14 protein-coding genes are annotated in these 14,866 nt (G+C 43.8%); 13 read left to right on the top strand and 1 reads right to left on the bottom strand.

Annotation, left to right across the window (positions count from 1 at the left end; all coding sequences use genetic code 11):
- Positions 1 to 376 precede the first annotated feature (376 nt).
- Entirely contained in the window at positions 377 to 1,546 is a 1,170-nt protein-coding gene (locus tag QGG23_06755; protein MDP6049123.1) for a 50S ribosome-binding GTPase, read from the bottom strand.
- A gap of 94 nt (positions 1,547 to 1,640) precedes the next feature.
- Between QGG23_06755 and QGG23_06750 the strand changes: the two genes are divergently transcribed.
- The 13 genes from QGG23_06750 to QGG23_06690 form a co-directional block, all read left to right on the top strand.
- The gene (locus QGG23_06750) at positions 1,641 to 2,663 is read left to right on the top strand and encodes a hypothetical protein (protein ID MDP6049122.1); all 1,023 of its coding nucleotides are present in this window, start codon (positions 1,641 to 1,643) and stop codon (positions 2,661 to 2,663) included.
- Between the two features lie 46 nt (positions 2,664 to 2,709).
- Complete coding sequence (gene kae1 / locus QGG23_06745; GenBank protein MDP6049121.1) at positions 2,710 to 3,714, top strand: KEOPS complex N(6)-L-threonylcarbamoyladenine synthase Kae1; 1,005 nt, start codon at positions 2,710 to 2,712, stop codon at positions 3,712 to 3,714.
- Complete coding sequence (locus QGG23_06740) at positions 3,702 to 4,340, top strand: KEOPS complex kinase/ATPase Bud32 (GenBank protein ID MDP6049120.1); 639 nt, start codon at positions 3,702 to 3,704, stop codon at positions 4,338 to 4,340. Before kae1 ends, QGG23_06740 begins: the two co-directional genes overlap by 13 nt.
- Positions 4,327 to 4,890, top strand: coding sequence for an RdgB/HAM1 family non-canonical purine NTP pyrophosphatase (gene rdgB / locus QGG23_06735; protein ID MDP6049119.1), 564 nt, complete (start codon positions 4,327 to 4,329; stop codon positions 4,888 to 4,890). The genes QGG23_06740 and rdgB overlap by 14 nt, the downstream gene beginning before the upstream one ends.
- Before the next feature lie 138 nt (positions 4,891 to 5,028).
- On the top strand, positions 5,029 to 6,723 hold the full coding sequence (locus QGG23_06730) for a hypothetical protein (protein ID MDP6049118.1): 1,695 nt from the start codon (positions 5,029 to 5,031) through the stop codon (positions 6,721 to 6,723).
- A gap of 4 nt (positions 6,724 to 6,727) precedes the next feature.
- Positions 6,728 to 7,036 (top strand): hypothetical protein, encoded by a 309-nt coding sequence (locus QGG23_06725; protein ID MDP6049117.1) that lies wholly within the window; start codon positions 6,728 to 6,730, stop codon positions 7,034 to 7,036.
- Positions 7,037 to 7,248: 212 nt separating this feature from the next.
- Positions 7,249 to 7,596, top strand: a complete 348-nt coding sequence (locus QGG23_06720; protein ID MDP6049116.1) for a RidA family protein — start codon at positions 7,249 to 7,251, stop codon at positions 7,594 to 7,596.
- Between the two features lie 115 nt (positions 7,597 to 7,711).
- Entirely contained in the window at positions 7,712 to 8,194 is a 483-nt protein-coding gene (locus tag QGG23_06715; GenBank protein ID MDP6049115.1) for a hypothetical protein, read from the top strand.
- A 1,051-nt stretch (positions 8,195 to 9,245) separates the two neighbouring features.
- Entirely contained in the window at positions 9,246 to 10,205 is a 960-nt protein-coding gene (locus tag QGG23_06710; protein ID MDP6049114.1) for an ABC transporter permease, read from the top strand.
- Positions 10,202 to 11,092, top strand: a complete 891-nt coding sequence (locus QGG23_06705) for an ABC transporter permease (protein MDP6049113.1) — start codon at positions 10,202 to 10,204, stop codon at positions 11,090 to 11,092. The genes QGG23_06710 and QGG23_06705 overlap by 4 nt, the downstream gene beginning before the upstream one ends.
- 5 nt (positions 11,093 to 11,097) lie before the next feature.
- Positions 11,098 to 12,069, top strand: a complete 972-nt coding sequence (locus QGG23_06700; protein MDP6049112.1) for an ABC transporter ATP-binding protein — start codon at positions 11,098 to 11,100, stop codon at positions 12,067 to 12,069.
- Between the two features lie 15 nt (positions 12,070 to 12,084).
- Positions 12,085 to 13,074: an ATP-binding cassette domain-containing protein gene (locus QGG23_06695; GenBank protein MDP6049111.1), complete on the top strand. Its 990-nt coding sequence runs from the start codon at positions 12,085 to 12,087 to the stop codon at positions 13,072 to 13,074.
- A gap of 70 nt (positions 13,075 to 13,144) precedes the next feature.
- Positions 13,145 to 14,866: ABC transporter substrate-binding protein (locus QGG23_06690; GenBank protein MDP6049110.1), on the top strand; the 1,722-nt coding region annotated here is incomplete at its 3' end.

Genomic DNA, 14,866 nt, shown 5'->3' with positions numbered 1-14,866 from the left:
GATTATACGAGGGAATCTATATAATTATAAGTGAAACTATGAAATATCCTGTGTTTGTGAAAGGCTGCCAGACAAAGCCTTAGATGCCGTGGAGAGCAAAATCACATACGCTTCGTGTGCGGCGTACTAGATTAAAGATGTGCACCCTCTAAAACTGGGCCATTTTTACGCCAAAAGGCCATTGAGACAATCTCCGTGATAGAAATGTAACGCGAAATATATCTATGCTTGGGGGAAAACCTCAGGACTAGAGGCATTCCCGAGGAGGTTACATCATCTACCCTAGAAGAAAGGTGATACTTGTAGGTAGCTCCTGCCGTCCAAAAGAGGATATTGACTAGTAATAAAGGCGTGGTCCCATAATATTTTAAGGAGTTTAAGTGTGAAACTGGACGATATCACCGTCCTGAAGGACGTGATCGATACCTACCCGCCCTTTTTCAAATTTTGCGCTAGGGCCAGTGACCCGGGCATATTTGAACCTATTATAAAAGTCACTATGTATGATCTTTGCGAGGTCCCCTACGTTCATCCCTCGAAGTCCCACAATAGGTAGGACTGCCGAAGGTTTTCCTGGCTGCTTGGTATAGATCCTGACGATACCGAGGAGATCGAAAAGTTTAGCACCTAAAGTCTCTCTGAGAACCCCCGGAGTCTTGGTCGAGACCACTATTACTTCTAGAGGGGCGGCGGAGGTCCTTATGCTTTTGACTACATCAAGGTCCGACGAGAGATCCGCCTTGTTCGCAATGACCAAGGTGGGCTTATACGCTGCATTCCCAAACATGGCGTCCTCTACAATATCTAAGGTCACCTGGCCCCTTATTCTGACCAATGCCGAGCGGATTTTATACTCCTTCAGGAGGGCGGAAATATCGTCGGGAGTGCAGCCGTTGAGCTCTCCCTCCCAGATGAACTGGAGCTCTGAACCGTGTCCCCTTCGGATTATCTCCACCTCACCCCTAGGCTCTTCAGTGAGAATCCGGGAGTTCTCGAGCTCTCGGATCACAGTAAGGAGGTTGCTCTCTGGGTTGTTCGTGAGGTCCACGAGAATGATAATTCCATCGGCGTTTCTTGTGGCGCTGAGAACTTGGAACCCGTCCGATCTCCCCTCTGAAGATCCTTCAACGATGGGGGGTATCTCTACTAGCTGGAACTGGATGTCTTTGTATGGAAGCATCCCTGGGGTTGGCACCCGTGTTGAGAAAGGCCATGGGGTGGACTCTACTGAGGAGTTGGTCACAGCCCTTAGGAGGCTACTCCTCCCCGAGTTGGTCTGGCCCACAACTGCGACCTGGGCTGCCCCCGCCTTTTCCACAAAGTAGGAGGGTCCACCCCGTCTCTTGGCCGCCTTCTTTTTCTCGTCAATATCCTCCCTAAGTTGGGCCATCTGGCGTTTAACTTGGGAGCACATCTTCTCAGTACCCTTGTGCTTTGGGACTAGAGAGATAAATTCCCCCATAAGTTGGAGGCGGACCTCGGGGTTTTTGGTGAGCGTAACTTCGTTCCATTTCGCTTTGGCGTTTGGGGGAAGATTAGCCGGCATCTTTAGACTGTGATTCTCATTTGACTGGAGGTTAAAATTACTTCGGATCGTTTGGCGCTAGCCTTATCCGCTAGGAAATCAAACCTTTTTGAGAATGGAGCGGCCTAAGGACCGGGACTTCATAAAGACCATTGAGGGCCTCCTCTTTTGCGTGGTAGGATATCTTCATCCCCCTGATCAAGTCACAGCCTATCTCAAATATGTCCCTGACCCTGAGGGTAAGTGGCGCAAAGGAGATACATATTACTCCAGGGTGCTATCCTATTATCATGTATCCCAGGTCGAGAGAACCTACGATTACCTGAGGGAGATCCACTCTGAGTACCTCTTTAATTGCCCTGTTAGGAACATCATCGTTTCTTCTGTGCCTAGATATAGGATCAAGACCTATTACAGGCCTAAGGATCGCCTCGCCTCCATCATGGAGAAACCCAGTGATGGGCTTGAATCTAAACTCAGAGATCTCGTCAAACTTCTCTTGGGCATTGCTGATCTAGAGAAAAGGGACCTTGGAGTGACCGGCTCGATCCTGACTGGAAGTCATAATGCCCAGTTCTCTGATATCGATCTAACCGTGTATGGTCAAAAGGCTTCTATAGCTCTTAAGGAAGGCCTCAGGGAGATAAAGCGGAACGACGGAGTGATCCAGTCCTTCAACGCCTCTAAGAAGGAGGCGTGGAGCAAAAAGAGGGCGGAGAGATTTCCCTTGAGCTTTAGGGATCTCATAAAGTTTGCCGATAGAAGGTGGAACTATGGGATGTACGTGGGCACATACTTTTCAATCCATCCCGTAATGACCAACCAAGAGGTGGATGAGGAGTACGGGGAGTGCACTTATTCATCCCTAGGGAGCGTGAGAGGTTGCGCCACGGTCGCTGACGCCTCAGAAGCCCTTTATCTCCCTTCTATTTACCGTTTGAAGGACGTGGAGACTGATTCCAGTTATGATGTCTCGGAGGTCGTTTCCTTTGAGGGGCTGTACGCCGATATGTTCTATACAGGGGATAGGATCGAGTTTTTCGGCATCCTAGAGCGAGTCGAGGGGAAGAGAAGCCTCTATCGTGCTGTGGTCGGAGGGGCTGGCTCAGAACTTAGCTACATCAAACAGCTCACCTAACCCTCAGCCATAGTTTTTTAACGTCCTCGTTAAGTACCCTACGAAGGTGGCGGAATTAGGGGTAGAGACCTGCCTGGGCATCGAATCAACTGCTGACAACCTCGGTATAGGGGTCGTAAGATCCGACGGGGTTATCCTAGCCAACGTGATAACAACCCATGTTCCCGAGAAAGGCGGAATCCACCCTAGGGAGGCTGCCCGCCATCACGCAAGGGTCATGGGAGAAACCCTCTCTGAGGCTCTGGAAACTGCAAGCATCGTCGCTCGTGACCTTGACTATATCGCTTTTAGCCAGGGACCAGGAATGGGGCCATCCCTCCGCACAGGAGCCACCGCGGCCAGAGCTCTCGCAGCCAGACTTGGAGTTCCACTCGTAGGCGTGAATCACTGTATTGCCCATATTGAGATCGGTCGTCTCACAACGGGGGCTGTGGATCCTCTCTCCCTCTATGTCTCGGGTGGGAACACCCTTGTTACTGGATTTGAATCAGGGTACTATAGGATATTTGGTGAGACTTTAGATATTGCTATTGGGAACTGTCTTGACACATTCTCTAGGGAGGCTGGACTTCCCTACCCCGGGGGGCCTGCAGTGGAGCAGCTCGCCCTGGATGGGAGAACCTTGATACCCCTTCCCTATGTGGTGAAGGGTATGGACCTGAGCTATAGTGGGCTCCTCACAGCTGTCACTAAGGCGTTTAGAACGGGGAAGTGGAGGCTCGAGGATCTATGTTTCAGTCTCCAAGAAGTAGCTTACAGTATGCTGGGAGAGGTTACCGAGCGGGCCCTTGCCCACACGGGGAAGCAGGAACTTCTCCTTACAGGGGGGGTGGGGGCAAACAATAGACTGCGGGCTATGGTCGACAGCATCGCTGAGGAGCACGGTGCCACCCCAAAATTTGTCCCAATACGTTATGCAACAGACAACGGGGCCATGATCGCGTGGACGGGGGTGATCGCTTTCCGGAGCGGTGTTACGACTCCTATAAATAAGAGCCATATCGACCCAATGTGGAGGCTAGACAGGGTGGAGGTGCCATGGCGAAGCTAACCTTCATCTCGAAAGGGGCTGAAGCTGATATCCTTCTAGATCCAAACTGGAACGGAATCAAGGCTATCATCAAGAGGAGGGGGGAGAAGAGATACCGGGTGACTAAGCTTGACATTGCGATCAGGCGTTCCCGGACCATTAGGGAGGCATCCATCATCCACCATGCTAAGGAGGCAGGAGTTCCCACGCCCTTGATCTATAGGGTCGACCCCGATGGAGCCCAGATAGTGATGGAGTACATCGAGGGTGAGACGCTCAGAGATATCTTGGATATAATTAGTCCAGAGGATAGAGCCCGATATTTCAGGGAAATAGGTCGGAAGACCGGGCTACTTCATGGAGCCGGAATTGCCCACGGCGATCTAACTACGTCGAACATTATACATAACGGGGCCAGAGTGGTCTTTATTGACTTTGGCCTCGCGGAGATGTCGGACGAGGTGGAGAGCCAAGGGGTCGACCTCAATCTGATGTATAGGATGCTCATAAGCACCCACTATAACTACACTAAGGAGCTCTTTACTGTCTTCAAGGCTGGGTATAAGGAGACCTTTGACAAGGCAGAAGAAGCCCTGTCTAGGATGGAAGAGATATCTAGAAGGGGAAGATACGTTGAAAGAGAATAAGATCTGGCTTGCAACTGGGAACAACCTCAAGGTTGAGGAGGCCAAGATGGTCATGGCGGAGTACGGGATTGAACTTGGCCACATCAAGGTAGACCGGATTGAGATCCAGTCCGACGACCCTAGGGAGATCACGGTTTACAGCCTCACTCAGCTTCCAGAGGATGGGAGACCTGTCGCCATAGAGGATGCAGGTATCTTTATCGATCACTACGGGGGTTTTCCTGGTCCATATTCCTCTTATACACTTCAAAAACTTGACAACCCCGGTATCCTGAAGCTAATGGAGGGGGTAGAGAATCGGAAAGTTGCGTACCATTCATGCGTGGGTTTTAGGAATAGCGGTGAGGTTCATATCTTCCAGGGTACAGTGAGGGGTAGAGTCGCTGATGAGATAAGAGGGACCAACGGATTTGGATATGACCCTATTTTCATTCCTGAGGAGGGAGATGGGAGCACCTTCGGGGAGATGAACAAGGACGAGAAGAACGCCATCTCCCATAGGGCGAGGGCCTTTGGAGCCCTCGCGATTTGGCTCAAAGCCCAAGAATGAGTTTATTCATTAGCTTTTCCTCATTGATTAACTGTTCATGTAGGTTCTTAGTCATTCTAACTGTTAACACCGTATGGTAATTCACGATTTCAAAAAAAATTTTATATAATACCTTGGACTGCGTTTTTTTGGATTAATGTGAATTATATTCAAAAACTCGTTAAAAATGAACTAGAGGGACATAAGGCTTGGCAACATGCAAATTATATTTCCCAGTTTATGCGAACCCCGGGTTCCGTTGGAATCCATGAAACAATTCATTATTCTGAGAAAAAATTAAATGAATATGGTCTAGATAGTGTCTTTACTATAAAATATCCCTCTGAAGAACATGGGACTGAAGAGCTCAAATGTTTCGGATGGGACGTGAACGACGCAATTTTAGATATTGTTGAGCCTGTTCAAAAGAGGATAACATCTTATGCAGAGTCACCAACCTGCATTCAACACTGGAGTATACCCACACCTCCTGAAGGAGTAGTGGCAGAATTAGTTGATGTAGGTCCAGGTGTCAACGAGGATGATTATCAAGGAAAAGATGTCAACGGTAAGATAGCCTTAGCGAGTGGAGATGGACATGCAGAGGGTAATAGCCAGGCATATCGTCTCGCAGTCGAAAAGTACGGCGCTATAGGTCTTGTTACTGACAACCTGATTTATCCAAACTCGGTTAGAACGCGGGAAAATCATCCTAATGCCCAAACTCTTTTGAGGGTACCCTCTCGAGAAGAAACCGGATGGGCCTTCGTAATCTCTCACACGCACGGTACTTTTCTCCGATCCCAGTTAAAGAAAGGCCCTGTAAAACTGAAAGCTTTTATTGATGCTGTAAATTATGAGGCGGAAGGAGAAGAGCTGGTAGGTGTAATTGAAGGTAGTGAAAAACCTGAGCAGGAAATCTGGTTCGTTGCTCATAGCTCAGGAACTAAACCTGGAGCTAATTGTGCAGGAGGGGTTGGATTATGGATCGAGAATGCAAGAGCCATAATGACCCTAATAACCCAGGGGAAGGTCCCTCGACCAAAAAGAACAATAAAATTCCTCTTAGGCGCCGAAGGTGGAGGTTTAACTTCATATCTCACCGCCAGACCTGATGATGTGAAGAAAGTTGTCGCTGCTTTCGTCTATTGCAGTGTGGGAAATGATCAGAATGAGTGTGGCTCTTCACTTATAATGTATAAATCTGCTGAATCAATTCCTTCATTCATCAACGACCTTTGTATAGACACGATTGATAAGGTCTCAAAGGATGGTCTTCCTCCCTTTAAAGACGAGACAAAAGATATACAATTAATCCGGTTTAACGCTGTACCTTATACCCCTTGGAGTGATAACTCACGGCTAATGCGACTAATGGTCCCCTCACCTCTGTTTATGTCATGGCCCGCCAGACACTTCCACACCCAGTTCATGACTTCTGATAAGCTTGATCCCGCCGTTTTGAAACGGTGCGGTGAGGTCACAACAAGCGTGGCTTTGATGCTAGCCAATGCTGGCGCTAATGAGGCAAGGTTCATAGCAAAAGTTGTAGAATCTAAGGGAAAGTCCCGGTTCATGCATGTATCTACCCAAGCATACAGCGAAATAATGGATGCTGTGACCACCGTGTCCGGAACAGTGGCCAAGATAAACCATATAAGTGAACATCATAAGGGAAAGATTGATTATTTGGCAAATAGAACTCTTGGTGCTCTTGAATCGATAGAGGCTCTTGAGGATAATTCCTCTTTCCGTAAGGAGTTAGATGGACTTATGAATGGCGTACTTGAGGCAAAGGCCGTTGAGAAAGCGAAAATAGACGGCTATAAAGCCCTTTTCTCAAAGGAGGTCTGAAAAAATGAAATACGATGTTACTAAGATTATTCCAAAAAAGGTTCCGGGTGCAAACCAGGTAGTACGAACAGGGTTCAAGCTTAGGTGGGAGATGTGCAACAAGATGAAAAAAGTCGATCCCGACGTCAACTTCTACTCAATAAGACCTTTGAGCCACGAATTTGTAAACTTTGCCGATGGGAAGCTCACTATAGATGAGGTTGCTGCTGCCGTAGGATACGAATATGGTTTACAGATAAAGGGTGAGCATGTTTTGCTCCTTTTTAAAGACCTTAAGGAGAAAGGGTTTTTTACCTTCTCCCAGAAGGATTGAAACGGATAGCGTTTCCCGAATTATTACTCCTTTTTTCAATTTTACCATATTAAACTTTATGAATATTTTTTCCTACTTTTATGGATTTTATTAATAAAGTCGAAAGAGGTTACAATGCCAATCGTTCAATTAAAACCTAAATGAAAATGCACGTTAACTGACGAAATAATTGTTAAATAGTTGAATCTGTTGCTTATATGAAGGTAATTAATATGAGTAAAAGACCCTATTCAACGTTCAGGAAGGTTGGTAACTTTGTCTTCGTTTCTGGACAGACTGGTTTCAATCCTGATACTAGAACAATAGGAGAAACCGTTGAGGAACAGACAGAACAAACTCTCAAGAACGTGAAAGCGGCCCTTGAAGAGGCAGGCTCCTCAATGAATGACGTTGTTAAATGCTCAGTCTTTCTAAAGGACACGACTGACTTTAAGAGTATGAACGGCGTTTACGTCACATTCTTCGGTGATGTTCCCCCTGCGAGAACTACTGTGGGAGCTCCATTGGTGAGCCCTAAGATGTTGGTTGAGATAGACGCTATCGCCTATATTGGTACTTAAAAACCAATACCTTTTCACAACCTTCTTGAATACATCCAAAATGGAATAGTGTATTTGAAACTAAGGGAAATTTTTTATTTAGATTTTTCTTGAGGTAGGCTAGGAAGCTAATTTATTGAGTCTTGATGATATTTCTTACACTCATGGAACTAAGATAAAGCTAAAAGGACTTGCTCTCGAGCTCTATCTTTACATGATAAAACATCCTTTGGATCCTGACAACAACCCTTTCTTGGTGAATAAAGGAGACATGCAGTTTTATCTCCGTTGTATGGAGAGAGATGGACTCATAACAAAGGATATTGAGGGACTTTACATTATCCAAGAGGAGGGTATTTTGGACAGAGTCATCACTCATCTCAGTTGGTTAAATAATAGAAGCAAAATGAGGCACATATTCTATTTTGCATTCACTTTATCATCTCTTGTTATCTTTTTCTTTTATATCCTATTTTTGCCGAGAACATTATTTACTACTGAATCCTATCTACTAGGATTTGCTCTCTTCTCAATTTCTTCTTTGGCCTTGGAGATAATCACTATCAGACGTAGATCGGTGATATTTGAGAAACTCCTAATGGATAATTACCCCGAATAACTATAGGAAGGTTAGAGCTGCAAGGTTATGGAAAGGGAAAAGAGGTTAACCCTTTATCTCGTAATTCTAGGAGTATTATTCGCCCTCTTATTATTCGAGTTCACCTACCAGCATCCGAATTATCATGTCAAATTAATTTCTACCGATTTTAATTTAACCGACCCTTTTGGTGTTGCTCTGGGAAGAGTAAATTCCTCGATTCAAGTCGCTTATGATTCAGGTGATCCCTCTAGAATTGGAGAGTTTACCGTGGTTGTCGGCACATCACTACATGATCCACCTTTACTCACCTCAGTTTACTCTAGGGAAGTGAACTATGAGGTGAAATTCTTACTACATAGTGAAGAAATAGCTGGATTTAATGACAATTATCTTGGGTCCTCTAACCTCATCTCATCTAACACATTGTATAACACGCAGAAATTCCCTAGTATTCGCTATCCCATGTTGGGGCTCCGATCGAGACTGGGTTTGTTGAACCTTCAAATTGTGGGACTTTACTATAATTCTACAAGTGGGCATGTCATTACTAGGGCAGAGGCAGCTATGGATATATTTATCATGCCCCCGTTTATCCAAATCTTTACCTTCACCCTAATTTTCTTTATAATTTGTCTGTGGTTATCTTACGTCGATTGTGTTTGTGTAAACTGCGGGAAGAAGGCCCAGAATCTTAGGATCTATAGATGCTCTCAGTTTAAATGCCCAAGATGTAGCGCATATATGTTGAATGAGAACAAACAATAAAAAATAGCGCGTATAAGTAAATATCTAGCTACAGTTTAAATTAACTTCACAATTGGATTTTCCTTAGGGTTTAAATATCAGATTTTATTTTGTGATAATTACCAGTAAATATTGTTTAACCAGGAACGAGTTTTTTCCTCAATAAGACAAACGCAAGATACTGGTTTAGTCCCAAAATTAATGCTTTTTAGACCGGCCATGAACCCTGTAGGAGAATCTACAGACTAACAACCCATTTTTTGTGCGCAAGAATTTTAATACTAATACCTTCTTTATTAAGAGGCAGTAACCCTAGAGGATTGTTATGAAAAAAATTGTTGCAACACGTTTGTTGCAGGCTATTCCGTTAATATTCATAATAATTACCATAAATTTTGTAATAATGCAGCTAGCGCCGGGAGATCCGGTTGACTTTTTGGTATCTGGTCTAGAGGGAGTGCCCTCAGGTTATTTGGATATGGTCAAGGCTAAATATGGTTTTGATAAGCCAATGCACGAACAACTCATTATCTATATGAGCAATTTACTGCGAGGTGAATTTGGATTTTCTTTCTATTTTCAGCAACCTGTTATTAAGACAATGATCCCAGCGCTTAGAAACACTCTTCTACTTACAGGCACATCCTTAATCATAGAATTATCGGGGATAATACTGGGTATAATTGCCTCGAAAAAGGTTTATTCTCTGACTGATAATGTAATAACGGTTTCAACCTTAGTCACCTTTAACATGCCATATTTTTGGTTAGCGATTCTATTTTTGCTTATTTTTGGCCTCCATTTAGGTCTCTTTCCGATCACGGGAATGTACACAATTGGAACAACTGGTATGGAAAAGATATATAGTATGATGTGGCACCTCGTTCTCCCTGCAACTTGTCTTAGCATCGGGCGAATAGCATTATATACACGATATACACGTGCCAGCATGTTAGAAGTATTGAAATTAGATTATATCACAACTGCATGGGCTAAGGGTTGCTCTGAAAGAACTATTCTCTTTAGGCATGCATTTAGAAACGCCCTGATCCCCATCGTGACTGTAATTACGCTTAGATTGAGAATGTTATTTACCGGTGCTGTACTTGTTGAAACGGTTTTTGCATGGCCTGGAATGGGTAGATTAATCTATGATTCAATATTTAGAAGAGATTATAATGTAATTATGGCTAATTTTTTAGTAATTGCTATTATAACGATTCTTCTCAATATATTGGCCGATATAATTTATGCCTATGTTGATCCACGGGTGAGATATCAATGAGTCCAAGAAGCCCCACATTTCATGCAATAAAACTCCAAAAAGACAGACTCCTCGGATTCTGGGTGAGATTTAAAAAGAATAAAGCTGCGCTTTTTGGACTATTTATCTTTATCTTTTTTTTAATAATAGCTGTATTCGCCCCTTTTCTAGCACCCCATGATCCCTTCGATATGAATCTTTATGATCCAGATGCGCCATTCAAACGACCTCAATCAGAATACATTTTAGGCACAGATGAATTTGGAAGAGATCAACTTAGTCGTTTGATGTATGGCGCTAGAACTTCTTTGTTTATAGGTTTCTTATCAACGGGTGTTGCTTTCTTTATTGGTGTAGCTCTGGGATCAATCGCTGGATTCTATGGAGGCCGAGTTGATAATTTAATTATGAGAGTCGTTGATATTTTTCTGATGCTTCCTACTTTCTTTATGATTCTAGTCGTAGCTGCCGTGTTTGGAAGCAATATATGGAATGTTATGTGGATCATGGGGCTCACTGGATGGCCTGGTCTGACCCGTCTTGTTAGAGCTGAGTTTCTAGCCTTTAAAAATATGGATTTCGTATTGGCAGCTGAAGGTTCTGGAGCTACTGACTTTCATATTATATTCCGAGAGATACTGCCCAATGCAATCTTTCCGGCTATAGTTAGTGCTTCTATGAGGGTATCAGGTGCAATCATGACTGAATCCTCTCTCAGTTTCTTGGGCTTAGGAGACCCAAACGCCGTTAGTTGGGGTTGGATTCTTAATGAGTCTATGAGAGCGTTTAGAATAGCTTGGTGGCTATCTTTGTTTCCGGGATTTTGCATAACTTTCCTAGCTATAGGTTTCAATCTTCTAGGGGATGGTCTAAATGACGCCTTAAATCCACACTTAAAAGAGAGATGAATGAAGTGAAAGAAACCCTGCTTCAAGTAGAAAATCTCAAAACATGGTTTTTTGTCTCAGATGGAATAATTAAGGCTGTTGATGGGGTTACATTTAATGTAAATAAAGGCGAAGTACTGGGTCTTGTGGGTGAATCAGGCTCTGGTAAAAGTGTTACAGCTCGTTCTATTATGCGGTTAGTTCCTGATCCACCCGGAAAGATCGTTGATGGAAAGGTTCTACTTGAAGGTTTAGACCTCCTTAAAATAACAGAGTATGATATGAGACGTATACGCGGTGGAAAGATATCAATGAGTTTTCAAGACCCTATGACCTATCTTAATCCAGTACATAGGGTAAAAGATCAAATAGCTGAAGCCATAATCCTACATCAAAATCTGCAAAAAAAAGAAGCCCTCGAAAAAGCTGTTGAACTCATGAAGCTGGTACAAATACCCGATGCTCCTCTAAGGGCCAATGACTACCCTCACCAATTGAGTGGCGGTATGCGACAACGTATTTTACTTGCAATAGCTCTCAGTTGTAACCCAGATCTCCTTATAGCAGACGAGCCCACGACTGCGTTGGACGTTATTGTTCAAGCGGAGGTCTTAGCTCTCTTCAAAGATTTAAAAGAAAAATTGAATCTATCCATTATCTTGATAACTCATGATATGGGTGTGGTAGTAAATCTTGCTGATCGAATAGCCGTAATGTACGCGGGTAGGATCGTGGAGTTAGGAGATAAAATTAAAATAGTTACATCCCCAGAACACCCTTACACGATTGGGTTGCTTGCCTCTTTACCGAAAATAGAAAAAGATCGGAGCGAGCTTATCTCAATCCCTGGAGATGTTCCTGATATGGCTAATCCACCATCTGGATGTCGTTTCCACCCTAGATGTTCTTTTATTGAAACTCGCTGTATAGAGGAAATTCCTCCTTTGAAAGAGTATGAAAATGGACATTTTATAGCTTGCTTTAGAAATGACTTTTAGAAGGATGTGAACGAGATGAGTGACACACTTTTAAATATTAGCGGACTAACAAAACATTTCCCTGTGAAAAGTAGTGTTTTCTCCACAGGTAAAGGATTCGTACATGCGGTAGATGACATATCGTTCAAAGTTGAAAAAGGAGAAACCTTTAGCCTAGTCGGGGAGACAGGTAGCGGCAAGACCACTACAGGTAGACTTATCACGCGTTTAATAGAACCAACATCTGGCGAGATTTGGTTTGATGGAAAAGATTTGATGAAACTCGGCAAACAAGAACTGAGAAAAACGAGACGGGATATTCAGATGATCTTTCAAGATCCCTATTCTTCCCTGAATCCTCGGATGACTGTGGAAAATATAGTTGGTTTACCTCTTAGAACACAAAACATGATCAAGGGATCCGAGAAACGCCAACGAGTCATTGAACTTTTAGAAATTGTAGGTCTTGTACCCGGAGCAAAACTTGTAGATAGATATCCTCATGAGTTTAGTGGCGGACAGAGACAAAGAATAGGTGTAGCCCGAGCTTTAGCCCTCAACCCAAAACTCATTGTAGCTGATGAACCCGTATCTTCTTTAGATATTTCAATCAGGGCTCAAATATTAAATCTCTTAATAGAATTGAAGAAAGATTATAATTTAACTTATCTATTAATTGCCCACGATTTTTCCGTTGTAAGACACATGAGTGACTGGGTTTATGTCATGTATTTAGGAAAAGGAATGGAAATGGCTCGAGTAACCGATCTCTATAACTCACCTTTACACCCGTACACAAAGGCTTTGTTATCCGCCATCCCTTCAACAGACCCCTATGAACAATCAGAGAGAATACCGTTGAGAGGAGAAATGCCCAGTCCGATTAATCTACCTTCTGGATGTCGTTTCCACACCCGATGTCCAAATTCAACTAAGGAGTGTACCTTGATTATACCAGATTTGATTGAGGTAGAACCGGAACACTGGGTTTCTTGTCTACGGTGGGAAGAAATAAGGGGAAGTTAAGTTCGCGCCTATAAATGTATATATTACCCCAAAATATATAATGAACCGGGTTTCTACTAACTCTACCAAAATGAAAAGAACAATAAAGAGTTTGATCGTTGCTTTTCTCTTAATACTCCTTTTAATTCCAAGTTTAGGCGTTCAGGCTGCTGAACAACCTAGGTATGGTGGGATCTTGAGAATAGGCTGGCGGGGTAACCCGATCAGCTTTAATGGCTTCTTAAACTATTGGAGCACTTCTAGAGACCTCCATCAACAGGTTTACAACCGTTTGATTGGTATCGATGCAGACAAAAATCTAGTACCCGATCTAGCACATTCATGGGATATAGAAGATAATGGAAAGAAATTCACCTTCTATCTTAACAAGGATGTGAGATGGCATGACGGCGTTCCTTTCACTTCAGCCGACGTAAAATGGCATTGGGAAAAATTAATGGAACCTGATGTCGTAACATATGTCAAGCCAAAGATTGCTAGCTTATTGTCTGTAGAGGCACCAGATCCATATACGGTTGTCTTTACTTTTAGTCAGACTACCCAGCCAATCCTGTTTGCCTATTTCCAGTCAGACACATATATACACCCCAAACACATTTTCGATGGACAACCCCTTGAGACAAATCCAGCGAATATGGCCCCCGTAGGGACTGGCCCATTCAAGGTCACCGAATTTAAGCCTGAAAGCTACTGTACTATGGTAGCTAACGAGGATTACTTTAAAGGACGACCTTATCTGGACGGCATAGTTTGGAAAATTATTCCAAGTACTGAAGCGCGTCTAATTGCATATGAAGCTGGAGAAATTGATCTAACCTCACCTCCTAAAGCGGAGCTATCTAGAATGGATGCTGACCCAAATACAGGCCTTCGATGGGGTCAATCTTCTGGCACGCACAGGATCACTTTCAACTACCGACCTGAAGCCATTGCTGCACATCCTTGGTTAGCTGTTAAAGAAGTTAAACAGGCGATTGCTCATGCAATAGATAAACAACTCATTATAGACCGTGTTCAGAAAGGTTTTGCTACAATTGCTCACACTGGTATGGGTGCGGGCGCAGGAGCTTGGGTAAACAAAGATGCACAGATCTATGAATATGATCCAGCTAAAGCGAAGGAACTACTAGATGCTGCCGGCTATCCTGTTGGATCAAATGGTTTCCGATTTGAGATGCCTTGGATAACCTATGACCGAGATTATGCGGTTCAGGCTTCTGAGATAATCAAAGCACAGCTGAAAGAGGTGGGCATCGATATGACCATCATACCTGTCGAGTACGTTACTTATGTTTCATTATATGAACATGGAGAAAACGGAATGGCAGAATATCCAGCTACCTACAACCATATGGGTGGTTGGCCTCCTGAGGAGATAGGCAGCTGGATGCACGGCAAACCTGAAGGTGGAATGAACATGGGCTTTTACGATAACGCTGAAGTGGATGCGCTCCTAGATGAAGGGGCGGTAACCACAGATGCAGCAAAACGAAAGGAGATATATGATGAGGTACAGGCATTAAATGCCATAGAGTTGCCCTATATACATCTCTTCTCAACAGAAGGTGCGTACATTTACAACAGCGACTTCAAAAATATGGAATCAACTCGGTCAGTTACGAGCTACAAAGCCTACGACGAAGTATGGTGGATTCATGGAGATCTTCCTGAAGCTGAGGCAGAGCCAGTAGCTGGAGCTACTGGAGCTAAAGGTGCATCTGGTGCGACTGGAGCTAAAGGTGCATCTGGTGCGACTGGAGCAACTGGAGCTGCAGGAGCTGTAGGAACTACA

It is taken from the genome of Candidatus Bathyarchaeota archaeon (genome assembly GCA_030739585.1).
Lineage (GTDB): Archaea > Thermoproteota > Bathyarchaeia > TCS64 > TCS64.
Note: the sequence above shows the minus strand (reverse complement) of the source record. Positions and strands in the feature narration are given on the sequence as shown.